The 15,881-nt window shown below is 64.2% G+C and carries 10 protein-coding genes; 4 read left to right on the top strand and 6 right to left on the bottom strand.

Annotation, left to right across the window (positions count from 1 at the left end):
• Positions 1 to 329: 329 nt before the first annotated feature.
• A complete protein-coding gene (locus FXB40_RS40045; RefSeq protein ID WP_148777778.1) occupies positions 330 to 1,631 on the bottom strand; it encodes an RsmB/NOP family class I SAM-dependent RNA methyltransferase in 1,302 nt (433 codons plus the stop codon).
• A gap of 35 nt (positions 1,632 to 1,666) precedes the next feature.
• Complete coding sequence (locus tag FXB40_RS40040; RefSeq protein ID WP_148777777.1) at positions 1,667 to 2,089, bottom strand: MAPEG family protein; 423 nt, start codon at positions 2,087 to 2,089, stop codon at positions 1,667 to 1,669.
• A gap of 165 nt (positions 2,090 to 2,254) precedes the next feature.
• Between FXB40_RS40040 and FXB40_RS40035 the strand changes: the two genes are divergently transcribed.
• Positions 2,255 to 2,872, top strand: a complete 618-nt coding sequence (locus FXB40_RS40035) for an acriflavin resistance protein (RefSeq protein ID WP_148777776.1) — start codon at positions 2,255 to 2,257, stop codon at positions 2,870 to 2,872.
• Between the two features lie 68 nt (positions 2,873 to 2,940).
• Complete coding sequence (locus FXB40_RS40030; protein WP_148777775.1) at positions 2,941 to 3,783, top strand: metallophosphoesterase family protein; 843 nt, start codon at positions 2,941 to 2,943, stop codon at positions 3,781 to 3,783.
• A 7-nt stretch (positions 3,784 to 3,790) separates the two neighbouring features.
• On the opposite strand, the gene FXB40_RS40025 is transcribed toward FXB40_RS40030, so the two are convergent.
• The 3 genes from FXB40_RS40025 to guaB all read right to left on the bottom strand — a co-directional run bounded on the left by FXB40_RS40025 (position 3,791) and on the right by guaB (position 6,964).
• Entirely contained in the window at positions 3,791 to 4,078 is a 288-nt protein-coding gene (locus tag FXB40_RS40025; protein ID WP_148777774.1) for a hypothetical protein, read from the bottom strand.
• A gap of 193 nt (positions 4,079 to 4,271) precedes the next feature.
• Positions 4,272 to 5,309, bottom strand: a complete 1,038-nt coding sequence (locus tag FXB40_RS40020) for an NADP-dependent oxidoreductase (protein WP_148777773.1) — start codon at positions 5,307 to 5,309, stop codon at positions 4,272 to 4,274.
• 161 nt (positions 5,310 to 5,470) lie between these two features.
• Positions 5,471 to 6,964, bottom strand: a complete 1,494-nt coding sequence (gene guaB / locus FXB40_RS40015) for an IMP dehydrogenase (protein ID WP_148777772.1) — start codon at positions 6,962 to 6,964, stop codon at positions 5,471 to 5,473.
• 375 nt (positions 6,965 to 7,339) lie between these two features.
• Between guaB and FXB40_RS40010 the strand changes: the two genes are divergently transcribed.
• Together FXB40_RS40010 and FXB40_RS40005 are read left to right on the top strand one after the other, a co-directional pair.
• Positions 7,340 to 8,830 carry an MFS transporter gene (locus tag FXB40_RS40010; protein WP_148777771.1) on the top strand — a complete coding sequence of 497 codons (1,491 nt, stop codon included), beginning with the start codon at positions 7,340 to 7,342 and terminating at the stop codon, positions 8,828 to 8,830.
• Between the two features lie 263 nt (positions 8,831 to 9,093).
• Entirely contained in the window at positions 9,094 to 10,020 is a 927-nt protein-coding gene (locus FXB40_RS40005; protein ID WP_187437475.1) for a class I SAM-dependent methyltransferase, read from the top strand.
• A gap of 99 nt (positions 10,021 to 10,119) precedes the next feature.
• On the opposite strand, the gene FXB40_RS40000 is transcribed toward FXB40_RS40005, so the two are convergent.
• On the bottom strand, positions 10,120 to 15,687 hold the full coding sequence (locus FXB40_RS40000; protein ID WP_148777769.1) for a beta strand repeat-containing protein: 5,568 nt from the start codon (positions 15,685 to 15,687) through the stop codon (positions 10,120 to 10,122).
• Positions 15,688 to 15,881 lie beyond the last annotated feature (194 nt).

Here is a 15,881-nt window from a genome sequence, read left to right as displayed (position 1 = left end):
CAGGCGACGATTCCCCCCTCAAGACCGCGTTCCACCGCGCCAATCGCGGTGCCTCGCTTACCCGAAGATTATCGACCCAGAGGCTCCACCCGCGCGGCCTGAGCGCCACATCCCAAACTCGATCGCAACCATGCGCGTCCGATTGATCCGCATGCTCATCAAAACCCTGCCGCGATGTCCATGCTGTGGCGTCGGCGCAGCATCCAACGGACGTCGACGCCCATGACGCAGTAAGATTAGCCGAAGGCGTAACCCACCACTGGCTCAATCCGCGGAAACAGAAGTGGTGGGTTACGCCTCGCGGACTGCGCTACGCGCCGCCCGCGAAGCTAACCCACCCTACGAAGAATCGAGACGAAGAACCCATCCGTGCCGGTGCGGCGCGGGGTCATCAGCCAGCCCTCGGGCGACTGCATCGCGGCTTCTGCAAATTCGTCGGCCTTGTCCCAGAGCACGCTCGCGGTCTGCTCCGGCGGCACCACCGCGAATTCCGGATGCTTCGCGACGAACGCCCTCACCTGCTCGCCGTTCTCTTCCGGCAACACCGAGCAGGTGATGTACGCGATCCGGCCGCCCGCCTTCACCAGCGGCACCGCGCGCTCCAGCACCTCGGCCTGGTCCTTGAGGCGAATCTCCAGCGCGCCCGGCCGCATGCGCCATTTGGCGTCGGGGTTGCGGCGCCAGGTGCCGGTTCCCGTGCAAGGCGCGTCGAGGACGACGAGGTCGGCGGTCGCGCTGATATCGGCCAGCGGGTCGGTGTCGCCCTTCGGCGTGCGGACATCGGCATTGTGGACGCCGGCGCGCGACAGCCGCTCGTGGATCGGCACGAGCTGGCGCTTGTCGCTGTCGGTTGCGATCAGCCTGCCCTTGCCCTGCATCATCGCCGCCAGCGCCAGCGTCTTGCCGCCGGCACCCGCGCAGAGATCGATCACCTGCTCGCCCGGTTTTGCCGCGGTGAGAAGGGCCGCAAGCTGCGATCCTTCATCCTGCACTTCAACCGCTCCCTTGATGAAATCCTCTTCGGCCTGGATGCCGGGGTTGCGCGCATCGGCCGAAAGCGCGATGCGCAGGCCATTTGGCGACCATGGCGTCGGCTTCGCATGAAGATGAGCAAGCGCCTTCAGCACCTTGTCGCGATTGGATTTTAGCGTGTTGACGCGCAGGTCGAGCGGCGCCCGGCTCGCCATCGCGATCGCCTCTGCCGCGCGGTCCTCGCCGAACACTTTGGCCAGATGGGAATCGAGCCACTCAGGGTAGTCGCCGGCGATCGCGGCGGGCGCATCCTTGAGCGAGCGATGGCTGAGCGCCGCTTCCTCCGCCTCCGTCAGCGGCTCGGGTGCAAACCGGCTGCCGTCGAACATCGCGGCCATGGTGGCGGTGTCCATGCTCCGCTCGAGGCGCAACATGCCGATCAGCCGGGCGCGCGCGGTGTCGGAATCCATGAGAAAGGCGCTCGAGGCGTAGCGGCGCAGCACATCCCAGACCAGGCCGGCGATCGCGGCGCGGTCACCGGAACCGGCATAGCGGTGCGCGGTGCCCCACTCCTTCAGCGCCTTCGCCGCAGGCACGCGGTCCTTCTCGATGGTGTCGATCAGTTCGATGGCTGCGGACAGCCGGGCAGCGGGGGTCATTTGAATCTTTCAGATCAGGATCGGCGCATAAGCGCTCAGATCAGCAACAGAATTTTCAGTGCGAAGTAGATCCACATCGCCAGCAGCACCAGCACGCCGGCAAGCCAGACCGACGAGCGCCGACCGAGATCGTTCGAGGTCACGAACACGCCGGCATGGGCAAAGCGCGTCACCACGAACACCCAGGACATCAGCACGATGAAGAGATCGGCATGGCGGAGCGGCAGCGCCAGCGCGATCAGGGCGTAGAACAGCACCGGCAGCTCGAACTGGTTGCGGTAGCAATTGGCGATCTGGGTGGCGCCCTTCGGCCAGTTCGGCTCGCCGAGTGCAATGTCGCGGATCTTGGTCTCGCCCGAGACCAGCGCATTCCGGCGCCCGAACACCATGCCGAGCAGGAGCGCGAAGGTGAGACCCACCTGTACGAAGACAGGCAACAAGACCATTTGGACAGACATCGGAACTTTCCCGTAAGGCGGCGTGCCGCAGACCGTCATTAGCCGCGACTTCTGGCGCTGACAATCGACGAGTTGAACCGGCGTTCCCAATCAAGCGACCAACTGCCGATCATCAAAGCGATTTTGGCCCCCTGGAGCCCGGCGAGAGAGCGCCAAGAGAGTCCCATGAACACCCTGTCCAGCCTTTGGACCGACTCCGCCGACGGCGAGCTTGGCATCTGGATGTCGGCGCTGGCCGGCATTGCGGCGGCACTGGCGGTCGCGCTGGCAATGACCGTGTATTTCCGCCTGGGATACCGGACCTGGCGCGACGTCGTCAGGCACGGCCTGGCCGTGCTCGCCGCGGCCGCCCTGCTCGCCTTCGTTGCCTACGACATGCGCCACGCCGCGCTCGCCTATCTCGGCCTCAACCCGTCCAAGCCCGCGGTCGAGTTCGAGATCTGCATGCCGCGCGAAACCCTCGCGGCTGTCACCGCCGACACCCAGATCGAATTGCACACCGACCGCAACCAGACCCTCGCCTTGGTCGACGGCGTCAGCGACCTCGCCGACGGACGCGCGCTGCTGCGCGGCGCAGTCGCGCTGAACCATCGCACCGCCGACCGCGTGCTGGTCGTGAACCTGCCCGGCAAGGGCACGTTCGAATTCCGCCTGCGCCTGCCCGCCGAGCCGCATCGCACCGAGCAGTTCGGCCCCTGGCATCTCGCCGACCGCATCGCTTCGCCGCTGACAGGCAGCGTCGCGCCGCAGGACGCCTACACCATCCGCTATCGCGTGCTTTAAACTTTGTTTCATCGCAGGTTTTGCGCGCGCGTCATCGTTCCGACGTTTGGCGGGACGATACTTCGTGCATGTCCGAATTTCGCCTCACCCAGATTTCCGACACGCATCTCGGCCGGCGCTTTCCCGGCCTGATCGCGAACTTCCAGGCGGTCAGCGAGCACATCGACGCTGACAGGCCCGATCTCGTCATCAACACCGGCGATGTGTCCTTCGATGGGCCCACAAGCCGCGACGATGTGCAGTTTGCAAAGAGCCTGCACGACGCGCTGCCGGTCGACTGTCGCTATCTGCCGGGCAATCACGACATCGGCGACAATCCGACCGCGATCGGGCCTGCGCCAAAGCCGCCGATCGCGGAAGCGCACCGCCAGCAATTCCGCGACATCATCGGCGAGGATCATTGGTCGTTCGAGGCCGCAGGCTGGCGCTTCATCGGCCTCAACTCGCTGGTGATGAATTCAGGGCTCGCCTTCGAGGCCGAGCAGTTCGACTGGCTCGCTTCTGACATCGCACGCGTGAATGGCAAACCGGTCGCGCTGTTCCTGCACAAGCCGGTGTTTCTCCATTTGCCCGACGATCCCGAAACCCCGGAGACCTCGATCCGCTACGTGCCGCAGCCGGCGCGCGCGCGGTTGATCGAGATGTTTGCGCAGGTCGATCTCCGCCTCATCGCGAGCGGTCACGTGCACCAGCGTCGCGACTTCACATTCCGCCACATGCGGCACGTCTGGGCGCCCTCGGCCGGCTTCAAGATCAACGATTCACGCCAGGACCGGATCGCGATCAAGGAGACCGGCCTCGTCGAGTACCGTTTCGCGCCCGATAGCTTTGAAGTCCGCCACGTCCGCGCCGCGGGCCAGGTCGATGTCGATATCGAAGAGCTGTTCGCCCAGATGGGCGGCGAACACTAGCTCCGCTTTAGGCGACGCTCTTGAGATCCTGCTGGATCGCGGCCAGCAACGATTGCAGCGCTTCGCTGCTCACCGGCTGAGCGATCGCAGGCGCAACGCTTGCGGGCTGCGCCGCCTTGACCGGACGCTTCGGGAATGGCGGCGGCGCCGGCATCGGGGCTTGCGTGAACGCCCCCTCGTCTTCGCTGTGCACGAACTTGCCATGGATGACGTCGTCGCGCCGGCCCATGACGAACAGGGTCGCCCAATAGCCGGCGGCCAGAAGGATTACGCAGAAAATACCGATCTCTAACATCGCAGCACCTAAAATATGCGCGATGATTCAATGCCTTCGCCCGAACGTCAATGAACCCTCGGTCACACATGAGGGTTTTTGCGGGCAAGTGTTGCCAATCGGTAACTCTTTGTTAACCACCGGTGTCAGGGGTGTGACACCGGTGCAACTGCTAGTCGCTCCAGCCCTTCAGGAGACGCTCCAGGCCCTGGAGTTAAGCCTGGTCCGGCCCGACCCGGACCAGCTGCTTGCCGAAATTGGCGCCCTTCAGCAGCCCCATGAAGGCGTCCGGGGCGCTCTCCAGCCCCTCGGTGACGAACTCCTTGTACTTCACCTTGCCGTCGCGGACCCAGCTCGACATATCGCGCAGGAAGTCGCCATGGCGCGAGGCGAAGTCGGAGACGATGAAGCCGCGGAAGGTCAGCCGCTTGGTCAACGTCGCGCGCATCAGGGATGACGCCCATTTCGGCGGCTTGACCACGGTGTCGTTGTAATGCGCGATCAGGCCGCACACCGGCACGCGCGCGAATGGATTGAGCTGCGGGAAGACCGCCTCGAACACGGCGCCGCCGACGTTCTCGAAATAGACGTCTATGCCTTTCGGGCAGGCGTCCTTGAGCTTCGCGGCGAGATCAGGATCGCGGTGATCGATGCAGGCATCGAAGCCGAGCTCTTTCACCACGTAGTCGCACTTGTCCTTGCCGCCGGCGATGCCGACCGCGCGTGCGCCCTTGATCTTCGCGATCTGGCCGACCGCCGAGCCGACCGCGCCGGAGGCGCCGGCGACAACAACGGTCTCGCCCTCCTGCGGCTTGCCGATGTCGAGCAGGCCCGTATAGGCGGTCATTCCGGGCATGCCGAGCACGCCGACCGAGGTCGAGATCGGACCGAGCTTGGGATCGACCTTTGCGAGCCCCTTGCCGTCCGAGATCGCATGGGTCTGCCAGCCCGCGCGGGACAGCACGATGTCGCCCTTGGCGAAGTTCGGATTGTTGGAGGCCGCGACCTCGCAGACCGTGCCGGCTTCCATCACGCCCCCGACCGGCACCGGCGCTGCGTAGGACGGACCATCGCTCATGCGCCCGCGCATATAGGGATCGAGCGACAGCCAGATCGTGCGCAGCAGCACCTCGCCCGCGCCAGGCGTCGGGACTGCAAATTCCTCGAGGCGAAAATCGGATGATTGGGGTTCGCCGACCGGACGTGCGGCGAGAATGATGCGCTTGCCTTGCTGGGATTTGCTTTGGGACATGATGGCTTCCTCCACTTTCTTGTCGTTGCGAGCGAAGCGAAGCAATCCAGTTGCGTCAACAGAAAAGGATTCGCGTAGCCCGGATGGAGCGAAGCGTAATCCGGGGCTTTCCCCGGATTCCGCTTCGCTCCATCCGGGCTACAAGGCTGTATTAGGCGTAACTAACCCCCGCCCGGATAGTTCGGCGCCTCGCGCGTGATGGTCACGTCATGGACGTGGCTTTCGCGCAAGCCCGCGCCGGTGATGCGGACGAAGTTCGCTTTCTCGTGCAGCTCCTTCATGTCCTTTGCGCCGACATAGCCCATTGCGGCACGGAGGCCACCGGCGAGCTGGTGCATGACGTTGCCGACCGGGCCCTTGTAGGGCACCTGGCCCTCGATGCCTTCAGGCACGAGCTTGAGCGCGTCCTTGATGTCCTGCTGGAAGTAGCGATCCGCCGAGCCGCGCGCCATCGCGCCAACCGAGCCCATGCCGCGATAGGCCTTGTAGGAGCGGCCCTGCCACAAGAACACTTCGCCGGGGGTCTCGTCGGTGCCGGCGAGCAGCGAGCCGACCATCGCGATGTCCGCGCCAGCGGCGAGCGCCTTGGCGAGATCGCCGGAGAATTTGATGCCGCCGTCGGCGATGACGGGGATGTCCGACTTCTTCGCCGCCTCGACCGCGTCCATGATCGCGGTGAGCTGCGGCACGCCGACACCGGCGACGATGCGCGTGGTGCAGATCGAGCCGGGGCCGATGCCGACCTTGATGCAGTCCGCGCCCGCATCGATCAGCGCCTGCGCGCCCTCTGATGTCGCGACGTTGCCGGCGACGACCTGCACGGAGTTGGAGAGACGCTTGATGCGGTTGACGGCGTGAAGCACGTGGCGGGAATGGCCGTGCGCGGTGTCGACGACGACGAGGTCGACGCCGGCATCGATCAGCCTCTCGGTGCGCTCGAAGCCGGTGTCACCGACGGTGGTGGCCGCGGCAACGCGCAGGCGCCCCTGCGCGTCCTTGCAGGCGAGCGGATGGGCGACCGCCTTCTCGATGTCCTTGACGGTGATCAGGCCGACGCAGCGATACTGCTCGTCGACGACGAGCAGCTTCTCGATGCGATGATGATGCAACATCCGCTTGGCTTCGTCCTGGCTGACATTCTCGCGCACCGTGACGAGGTTCTCATGCGTCATCAGCTCAGAGACTTTTTGCCGGCGGTCGGTGGCAAAGCGCACGTCGCGGTTGGTGAGGATGCCGACCAGCTTGCCCGGCGTCGACTTGCCGGCACCGGTCACAACGGGAATGCCGGAGATGCCATGATCGCTCATCAGCTTGAGCGCGTCGTCGAGCGTGGCCTCGGGGCTGATGGTGAGCGGGTTCACCACCATGCCCGACTCGTAGCGCTTGACCTGCCGCACCTGGGCGGCCTGCCCTTCGGGATCGAAATTGCGGTGGATGACGCCGAGGCCGCCGGCCTGCGCCATGGCGATCGCCATGCGGGCCTCGGTGACGGTGTCCATGGCGGAGGCCATGATCGGAATGTTGAGCGGAATGGCGCGGGTGACGCGGGAGCGGATGTCGACTTCGCCCGGCATGACGTCAGACAGGCCCGGCTTCAACAGCACGTCGTCGAACGTAAAGGCTTCTCGGATGCCTTGAAGTTGCACCGTGGCCATCTGCCAACTCCTTCCTGCGGCCGTGCCGCAAATAAGTATGGATGAGCGCCGCCCTCGGCGTGCCTTGCGGCATCGCCGGAGAATCGGAGCCCATCGGTGGGGTTGACGCGGGTCGATAGCACGGCCGCGCGACGAATCAAAGTAAATCGGACCGCTGGCCAGCCATGCACAGGCTTTTTAGGTAAATTCAGCGGGGATAGCCCGGCCGCGGCCCACCACCGCCATTCCGGGCTCGCGCCAAGCGGCGCACCCCGGAATGACGAAGGATCGAGCGCAGGATTTAGGTGCTATGCGTTGATCCGCAATGGTCCCGGCCGCGTGGCGGTGATAAGCCGCGGGTCCACCCATTCTTCTGATTTTCATTACCAATCCGTCATGGTCGACAAGCAACGCATCATCCCGCTGATCGTGGCCACTGCTCTCTTCATGGAGAACATGGACTCCACGGTGATCGCCACCTCGCTGCCGGCAATCGCGGCCGACATCGGCACGAGCCCGCTGACGCTGAAGCTCGCGATCACGTCCTACCTCCTGTCGCTCGCGGTGTTCATCCCGGCGAGCGGCTGGACCGCTGACAGGTTCGGCGCGCGCATGGTGTTCGCGATCGCCGTCGGCGTGTTCATGGTCGGCTCGGTCGGCTGCGCGCTCTCGACCTCGGTCACCGACTTCGTGTTCGCGCGCATCCTCCAGGGCATGGGCGGCGCGATGATGACGCCGGTCGGACGCCTCGTGTTGCTGCGCTCGGTCGACAAGAGCGCGCTGGTCAACGCGATGGCCTGGGTGACGGTCCCTGCCCTGATAGGTCCCGTGATCGGGCCGCCGCTCGGCGGCTTCATCACCACCTACGCGACGTGGCACTGGATCTTCCTGATCAACATTCCGATCGGGTTGCTCGGCATCTTCATGGCGCTGAAGTTCATCGATCCGATCAAGAGCGACGAACGCGAGCCATTCGATCTCTACGGCATGGTGCTCGCTGGGCTCGGGCTTGCCGGCATTGCGTTCGGTCTCTCCGTAGCCGGCCTCAACCTGCTGCCCTGGAGCATCGTGGCAGCCCTGGTCGCGGGCGGCGCGATCTCGATGACGCTCTACGTCATCCATGCCCGGCGGACGGGATCGCCGGTGCTGGACTTTTCGCTTCTGAACCTGCCGACGCTGCGCGCGGCCGTGCTCGGCGGTTTCCTGTTCCGGCTCGGCATCGGCGCCCTGCCCTTCCTGCTGCCGCTGTTGATGCAGATCGGCTTCGGGCTGTCGCCGTTCCATTCCGGCCTCGTCACCTTCGGTTCATCGCTCGGTGCGATGGGCATGAAGACGCTGGCCGCGCGGATCATCCGCACCTTCGGCTTCCGCAATCTGATGACGGTGAACGCCATCATCAGCGCATTTTTCCTCGGCGTCTGTGCGCTGTTCACGGTGACGACACCGCTGCTGATCATCCTGGTGATCCTGGTGGTCGGCGGCTTCTTCCGCTCGCTCGAATTCACCGCGATCAACACGGTGGCCTATGCCGATGTCGAGAGCGCGCAGATGAGCCGCGCCACCACGCTGGTCAGCGTCAACCAGCAGCTCGCGGTCTCCGCCGGCGTCGCGGTCGGTGCCGCCTCGGTCGAGACCACGATGTGGCTCAGCCATGTCAGCGAGCTCAACGCGACCGTTTTCATGCCGGCCTTTGTCGTGGTGGCGCTGACCTCAGCGGCCTCGAGCTGGTTCTTCTGGCAGATGCCCGCTGATGCCGGTCACGAGATCTCCGGCCGCAAGGCGGTGGAGATCGCGAGCCGCAAGGGCGCCGGCAAGGGTGCGGCCCAGGCTGCCGTGAAGGCGGCGACCGAGGATACCCAGGACGTGCGGGACCAGCGGCTGGGCTGATCCCGTTCTCGTCGGCATTGGCGCGGGATCACGACGAGAACACGTACGGATCGATGACGCCGCTGTCGTGGATCGCGTAACACCCAGTCTGGCTTTCATGAATTCCGTCGAGGCGGCGCGCCGAAATCGCTACGCTCGAGCTTCCGGCTCGACCAGTTACGTTAGCAACAACACTACAGATCACATGCAGCTGCGAGTTGCATCAAACTGTCGCATGTCGCGTGATACACCGTGCTCACTCAGGTGATGTGGGGATGTTGCGCGTGAACAGGCTGGCCAGGGACCTCATCAAGTCGACTTTCCTGAAGGTGCATCAGGTGGCGCTGGGCGGCGGCGTTGTGGTGCTGCCGAACCATTACTACACGCCGATTGCCGACGTCCGGGAGCTGGCGCGGACAAAGGACAACTGGGCGAAGCGCTCGCCGATGACCGGCATCGACGCCGATCTCGCCCGGCAGATCGCGCGCCTGCAGGAGATCGTCAAGCCGTTCGAGCCCGAATATTGCGGCAACAGCACCTACAAGGAGGGTGCGGCCAGAGGCTTCGGACCGGGCTTCGGCTATATCGAGGCACAGGCCCTGCATGGCGTTCTGCGCTGGCTCAAGCCGAAGCGCGTGATTGAGGTCGGGTCAGGCGTGTCGACACATTGCGCCACGAAGGCGCTGGCGTTGAATGCGTCAGAGGGTCACCCCGGCAAGATCACCTGTATCGAACCATACCCTAGCGACTATCTGAAAAGCTCGTCGGAGATCGATCTGGTGTCGAGCAAGGTCGAGGATCTCGATCCTGCCGTGTTTGACCGCCTCGGCGCGGGGGACTTCCTGTTCATCGACACGTCGCATGCTGTCCGGCCGATCGGCGACGTCACCCACCTTTACCTCGAGGTCATTCCGCGCATCAAGCCAGGCTGCGTGATCCACATCCACGACATCTATTTTCCCTACTCGTTTCAGCGCGATCTCCTGGACGGATTGTTTCAGACCACCGAGACGCCCATGCTCCAAGCTCTGCTCGCGAACAACGACCGGCTGGAAATCCTGTTCTGCCTCAGCATGCTTCACTACGATGCGCAGGACGCGATGAAGGACGTCTTCCCGGAATATTCCCCGGCGCCCGACGACAATGGCCTGAACGTGCCCAACACGACCGGTCATTTCCCGTCGTCGATCTATCTGCGCGTGCGCGGCTGACCATATCGGAGCTGTGACGCATCGACAGTTGCGCCAGCTGCGCGTTGCCGTTGGTGGACGCGCCCGACGATCGGGCGCGTCCCGGGTTCGCGCGGGGCCTCAGGCGTGCGCGGCCAGCTGGGGCTGATGGGCCGCGTCGGCCGCAGCGGTGATGAGCGTACCACCGTGTCCGTCGGCTGAGAGGACGAAGCTCGCAACAGAGTACTGCCCCAGCAGCGTCAACGCAGCCGCATGATTGCCGTCGGAAACCGCAAGGTGGCCGCCGCTGTTGCTGTCGCTGCCGAAGTAGCCGAGCGTCGTCGCAGCGCCATTGAAGGCGATGTCGGCAAGATCGATGGCATCGCCGCCACCGAAGCCCGTGATCGAACCGGCGAACGCAGCGGAATGGTCGAGCTGAAGCGCCACGCCACCCGGCGCGAAGGCGAGCTTGGCGGTGGACGCGCCGGGGATCTCGAGCGTCGTTCCCGCCGCGATCGTGGTCACCGCCGGGTTCGCGGCATAGACCTGCCCTTTTTCACCGGAGCCATCACCCCACGCGATGGCGAAGCCGCCGTCCTGCAGCGCGACGACCTGGCTGCGCGAGCCCGCCGTATTGACGGTATCGAGCCCGAACTCGGTGCCGATTTTTTGCTGGTTATAGGCGTCGAATACCTGCGCCTTGATGCTCGACGTGGAGCCCACGGAGCTGAGGGTCACGTCCTGCCAGGTCACCACGAAATTGCCGTCAGCGAGGGCCGCAACCTCCGGCGTATAATAGTTCGTGCCATAAATCGATCTGGGGCTGGTGAACGTATTGACCGCGAGCTGGCTGGCGATCTTGCCGCCAGCGGCATCGAACTGCTGGGCTTCGATGGCGCTGAAACCGCTGGCCCTGTAATCGTAGTCCCTCTCCCAGCTCACGACAAATCCACCAGTCGGCAATGCGGCGACGCTCAGATTGTTCAGAGTTTCGCCGATTTGTTGCGTCCCCGAATGGACCGCGAATGCAGCGCCGACCGCGTTGCCCTGCGCGTCGAAGATCTGGCCCGTGACCACAAACGATCCGGCGTCGTGCGAGATAACGATGAAATCGCCATCGGCCAATCCGGTAATGACCGGGCGATCAGCATTGGTCTGCGCACTCGGCGAAAACTCGTTTCCGACCCTCGCTCCATTCCCGTCGTAGATTTGCGCCTTCGTGGTTGTGGTCTGGCCGTCGTAGACATTCCAGGCCGCGACGAAGCCGCCGTTCGCGAGCGCAGTGATGGTGCCATTGTCGATCTCGACAGCGCCGGTGGTGTTGACCTGGAACGTCGCATTGATCGGCGCGCCGCTCGCATTGTAGAGCTGGGTCAGGACTTCACTGTTGTTGAGCGTGGTCCAGGCGACGGCGAAACCACCATTCGTCAATGCCGTGATCGACCCCGGAAATATCGACCCGTTCGGGAGCGACACGGTCGACTCCGCCCCCAATTTCCCACCGTTCTGATCGAAGATCTGCGTGTGCACCGCGCCGTTTTGCAGCCACGCGGCCGCGATGGTGCCGTTGCCCAGCTCGGCGATGATGGTCACCGCGTTCCCGTTCTGGTTCGCATTGTCGATCTGGAATTTGGTTCCGACCGCCTGCACGCCCGGTGCCGTTGCGATCTGGATTCCGGAGAAACCGCTCGAGAACAGACCAGAAAGATCAGGAGACTTGCCAGCCGCGTCGATAATTGACGTACCGTTCAGGTCACCCTTCGCGAACGAAAGGCCGTTCACGGATTTGTCCGTGGCCCCGACCGTGTAGCTGAACACCAGCTTGGTCGGATCGCCGAGCGCTGCGGTTGCGGCTGCGTCATAGATAGCGACGCCGCCGTCGTTGAGCGTCAGGACCGGAGCGCCGCCTGACACCGAGACGCCGCGGTTCAGGGTCACCGTGAAGGTCACGGTATCACCGGCGTGCTCGGTTGCGCTCGACGGCGAGGCGACGACGGACGTCACTGTCGTCGGCGCGATCTGGAGCCCGGAGAAGGACGCCGAGAATATGCCGGAGAAGTCGGGGCCTTTGCCTTGCCCGTCGACGATGACGGAGCCATTCTGGTCGCCGCGCACGAACGAAAGGCCGTTCACCTCCGCGTCGGACGCGCCAACCGTGTAGCTGAACACCATCTTGGCGGGATCGCCGAGCGCAGCAGTCGCAGCCGCATCATAGCTGGCAATGCCGCCGTCGTTGAGCGTCAGCGTCGGTGTGCCGCCGGAGATCGTCACGGCGCGGTTCATGGTGATTGTGAAGGTCACGGTGTCGCCCGGCTTCTCCACGCCGTTTGACGGCGAAGCGACGATGGAGGTCACCGCTGTCGGCGCCGTCGCGACTTGAATGCCGGAGAAGGACGTCGCGAACGCGCCGGAGAAGTCGGGAACGTTGCCGGAGGAGTCGACGATGACGGCACCGTTCTGGTCGCCACGCACGAAGGACAAACCGCTCTCCGACAGGTCGGAGGCGCCAACCGTGTAGCTGAACACCATCTTGGTGGGGTCGCCGAGCGCCGCGGTTGCGGCCGCGTCGTAGACAGCCGTGCCACCGTCGTTGAGGGTCAGCGTTGGCGTGCCTCCGCTGACCGTCACACCACGGCTCATCGTCATGGTGAAGGTCACGGTGTCGCCGGCATGCACGACCCCGTTCGCCGGCGAGCCGGTGAACGAGACGACGGAAGCAGGCGGCGGCGGGTTCACGACGCCGAACGGCCCCGGCACCAGCGAGCCCGGTTGCGACGACAGCTCGACCGTTCCGGCCGAGGTGCCGTCGGAAACCCAGAGACTGGTCTTGCCGCTCGCATCGACGCCGTCGAACATGATTTTTCCATTCACGACGGACAGATTGGTGGGATTGAGCCCGGTCGCCGCCGCACCATTGACGACGATCTCGTGCGATCCGGCGGACGTGCCATCCGTCACGAACAGATTGATGTTGGTGCTCGCGTCTCTGCCCGTGAAATAGGTCTTGCCGCCGAGTGTCACGGCAGTCGGGGTCATTTGCGTGAAGATCCCGCCTCCGCTTCCCCCGACATAGGCGCCGGCGACGGAGAGCTCGGAGGTTCCGGCGAGCGTGCCGTCACTGGACCAGAGACTATACCTTCCGCTCGTGTCCGTGCCCGCGAACACCACGCGGTCGCTCTGGACCGCCAGGCTGTACATATTGGCGCCTCCGCCGGGAATGTAAAATTCCGTGGTCCCGGCTACTGTCCCGTCGCTGACCCACAATTCGGGTTGGGCGTCCGCCGCCTTGAATATCGCTTTGCCGCGGAACTGGGCGAACAGGGTTGGAGCCGAGCCGAATCCGGCGAACAGCTCCGATGTTCCAACCGACGTCCCGTCGGTCGACCAGATGGCGTTCTTGCCGGCAGCATCGACGCCGGTGAACACCACCTTGTTGCCGGCGACCGCCAAGGCCGACGGGTTGAAAGCCGTTGCCGACGCCCCCGCCACCGGGAGCACTGTCGTGCCGGCTGCGGTGCCGTCGGTAACACCGAGAATGGTTTTGCCGGTCGAGTCAAAGGTGTCGAACACCGCCTTGTTGCCCAGCACGGTCACATTCCAGGCCGCGCCGTGGCCGAACGCAGACACACCGCCGACGAGCTCGGTCGTGCCGGCCGACGTTCCATCCGTGATCCAGAGACCGTACCCGCCCGTCGTATCGTCGCCGCCAAACAAGACCTGGGTGCCGAAGACCTGCATCGCAGCCGGCTGCAAACCAAATGGCCCAAAGCTGGTTGGCGACGGCAACGTCTGCGCGCCCGCAACCGACAGTTCGTAGGTGCCTGCGCTTGTGCCGTCCGTGACCCACAATCCAGTCCCATGGGCACCGAGACCAGCAAACAGGGCGTGGTCTCCGAAAACCGTGAATCCGGGATAGGTGGCGCCATTATTGTTGTAACGATTGTAGAAGGGGGACGCATTGCCCAACTGATACGTGCCGGCCGTCGTTCCATCGCTGACCCAAAGCGCGCCGCCATCGACCGCGAACAGCGCCTTGCTTCCGAACGCAGCGAAATAGGGATGGTCGACGACATAGGCATCGCCGTATAACGAGAATCTCGCAGGCACGCCCAGTTCATATGTGCCCGCGCTGGTGCCGTCAGATACCCAGAGAGCGTCGGCGGCCGAACCGGGGCCGACGAAAAACGATTTGTTTCCGATCGTCGCGAAGTCCCGGCCTGCCACGTACGCCTGAGGTACGCCGGACACCGGAATCTCGAACGTTCCCGCGGCCGTGCCGTCGGTTCGCCAGAGGGCCACCTGATCGTTGGCATCACGCCCCTGGAACAGGACCTCGTTGCCGACCACCGTGAAGTAAGCCCCTCCGAACTGGGAACGCGTGCTTTCGAAGCTGCTAGATGAGAATATTCCAAACCCGGAGGCGTTGCTGACGTCGAGTTTCGTCGTGCCGGCGGTTGTGCCGTCTGAGACCCAGAGATCGGTGCCGTATTGAAATATGACCTTGCCGCCAAACGCGGTCAGTCCCCCGACAGTATACGTTCCGGGAATCTGAAGCTGCGACGTCCCGGCCGATGTCCCGTCCGTCACCCAGAGCGTGTTGGTAAAGTTGGTTGGGTCCTGCGCGACGAACATGACCTTGTCCCCTATCGACGCGAACGAATGGGGGTAATTCAGTCCCGCAACCGAGAGCTCCGATGTTCCTGCCGCTGTGCCATCGGTCACCCACAAGCCGAATTTGTTGGTCGAATCCGCGCCTTCGAACAGCACCTTGCCTCCAAAGGCAAGCAGATTGGACGGTTGAAGCCCATTCGGTGAACTGGCGCCTGCCACCGACAGTTTCGACGTCCCTGCCGTCGTGCCATCCGTGATCCAAAGGTCGTTGCCGCTGCTGAAGAGGACCTTGCCGCCCAACGCCGTGAATCCGCTGGCGGCAATGCTGGTCAACCCGGGGACGAACAGCTCCGACGTGCCGCTCGCGGTTCCGTCGGTGATCCAGATATTGCCGTGACCAAACGCATCGATCGCGGAGAAGAACACCTTGTCGCCGACTTGCGTGAGGTTCGTCGGGTTGAAACCGTTCGGAGACGCGCCGGCGATCGAAAGCTTCGTCGTCCCGCTCGCGGTGCCATCCGAGACCCAAAGGGCTTTATGATTGGTGGCGTCGAGCCCCGAGAACAGGACCTTGTTTCCGAGTGAGACGAACCCGGTCGGCTGGAGCCCGTTCGACGATGCGCCCGCGACCGAAAGCTCGGACGTGCCGGCCGGCGTCCCGTTCGTCACCCAGAGATTGACGTGACCGCTGGCATCCGTGCCGGCGAAGAGAGTCGTGTTGACCGGCGTGCCTGGGCCCGCAGTATCGACCTGAAGCGGCGTGAACGAGCTCGCGTACACGCCGGAAAAATCCGGCACCTGCCCCGTCGCGTCGACGACGGCCGCGCCGTTGTAATTGCCGCGGACGAACGACAGGCCATCCACGGGCTGATCTGCCGCAGCAACCTTGTAGGTGAACACCAGCTTGCTTGGGTCGCCGAGCGCCGCAGTTGCGGCCGCGTCATAGAGCGCGGCGCCGCCGTCGCTGAGCGTCAATGTCGGCGTGCCGCCGGAGACGGTCACGGCGCTGCTCATGGCCAGCGTGAAGGTGACGGTATCGCCGGATTGCAGCACACCCCTCGCAGGCGAAGCGGTGACGGACGTTACGATGGTCGTCATCTCATTGTTTCCTTCTTGATCCGGCTCGAAAGCAACTTGCGGCTGCCAGAATTGCGTCTGACCACCTGATTACATTAGCCGGATCATCGCGTCCGACCGCTACAGATTTATGATAACTTAACGTAATTCATAACATAACGCGCGTGGCAGGCGCGATGTGAAGGGTTGACGCGGTTGAGCCTGCCGCGCCGTCG

This window comes from Bradyrhizobium rifense, from assembly GCF_008123425.1.
GTDB classification, from domain to species: domain Bacteria; phylum Pseudomonadota; class Alphaproteobacteria; order Rhizobiales; family Xanthobacteraceae; genus Bradyrhizobium; species Bradyrhizobium rifense.
This window is presented reverse-complemented; position numbering and strand designations above follow the sequence as displayed.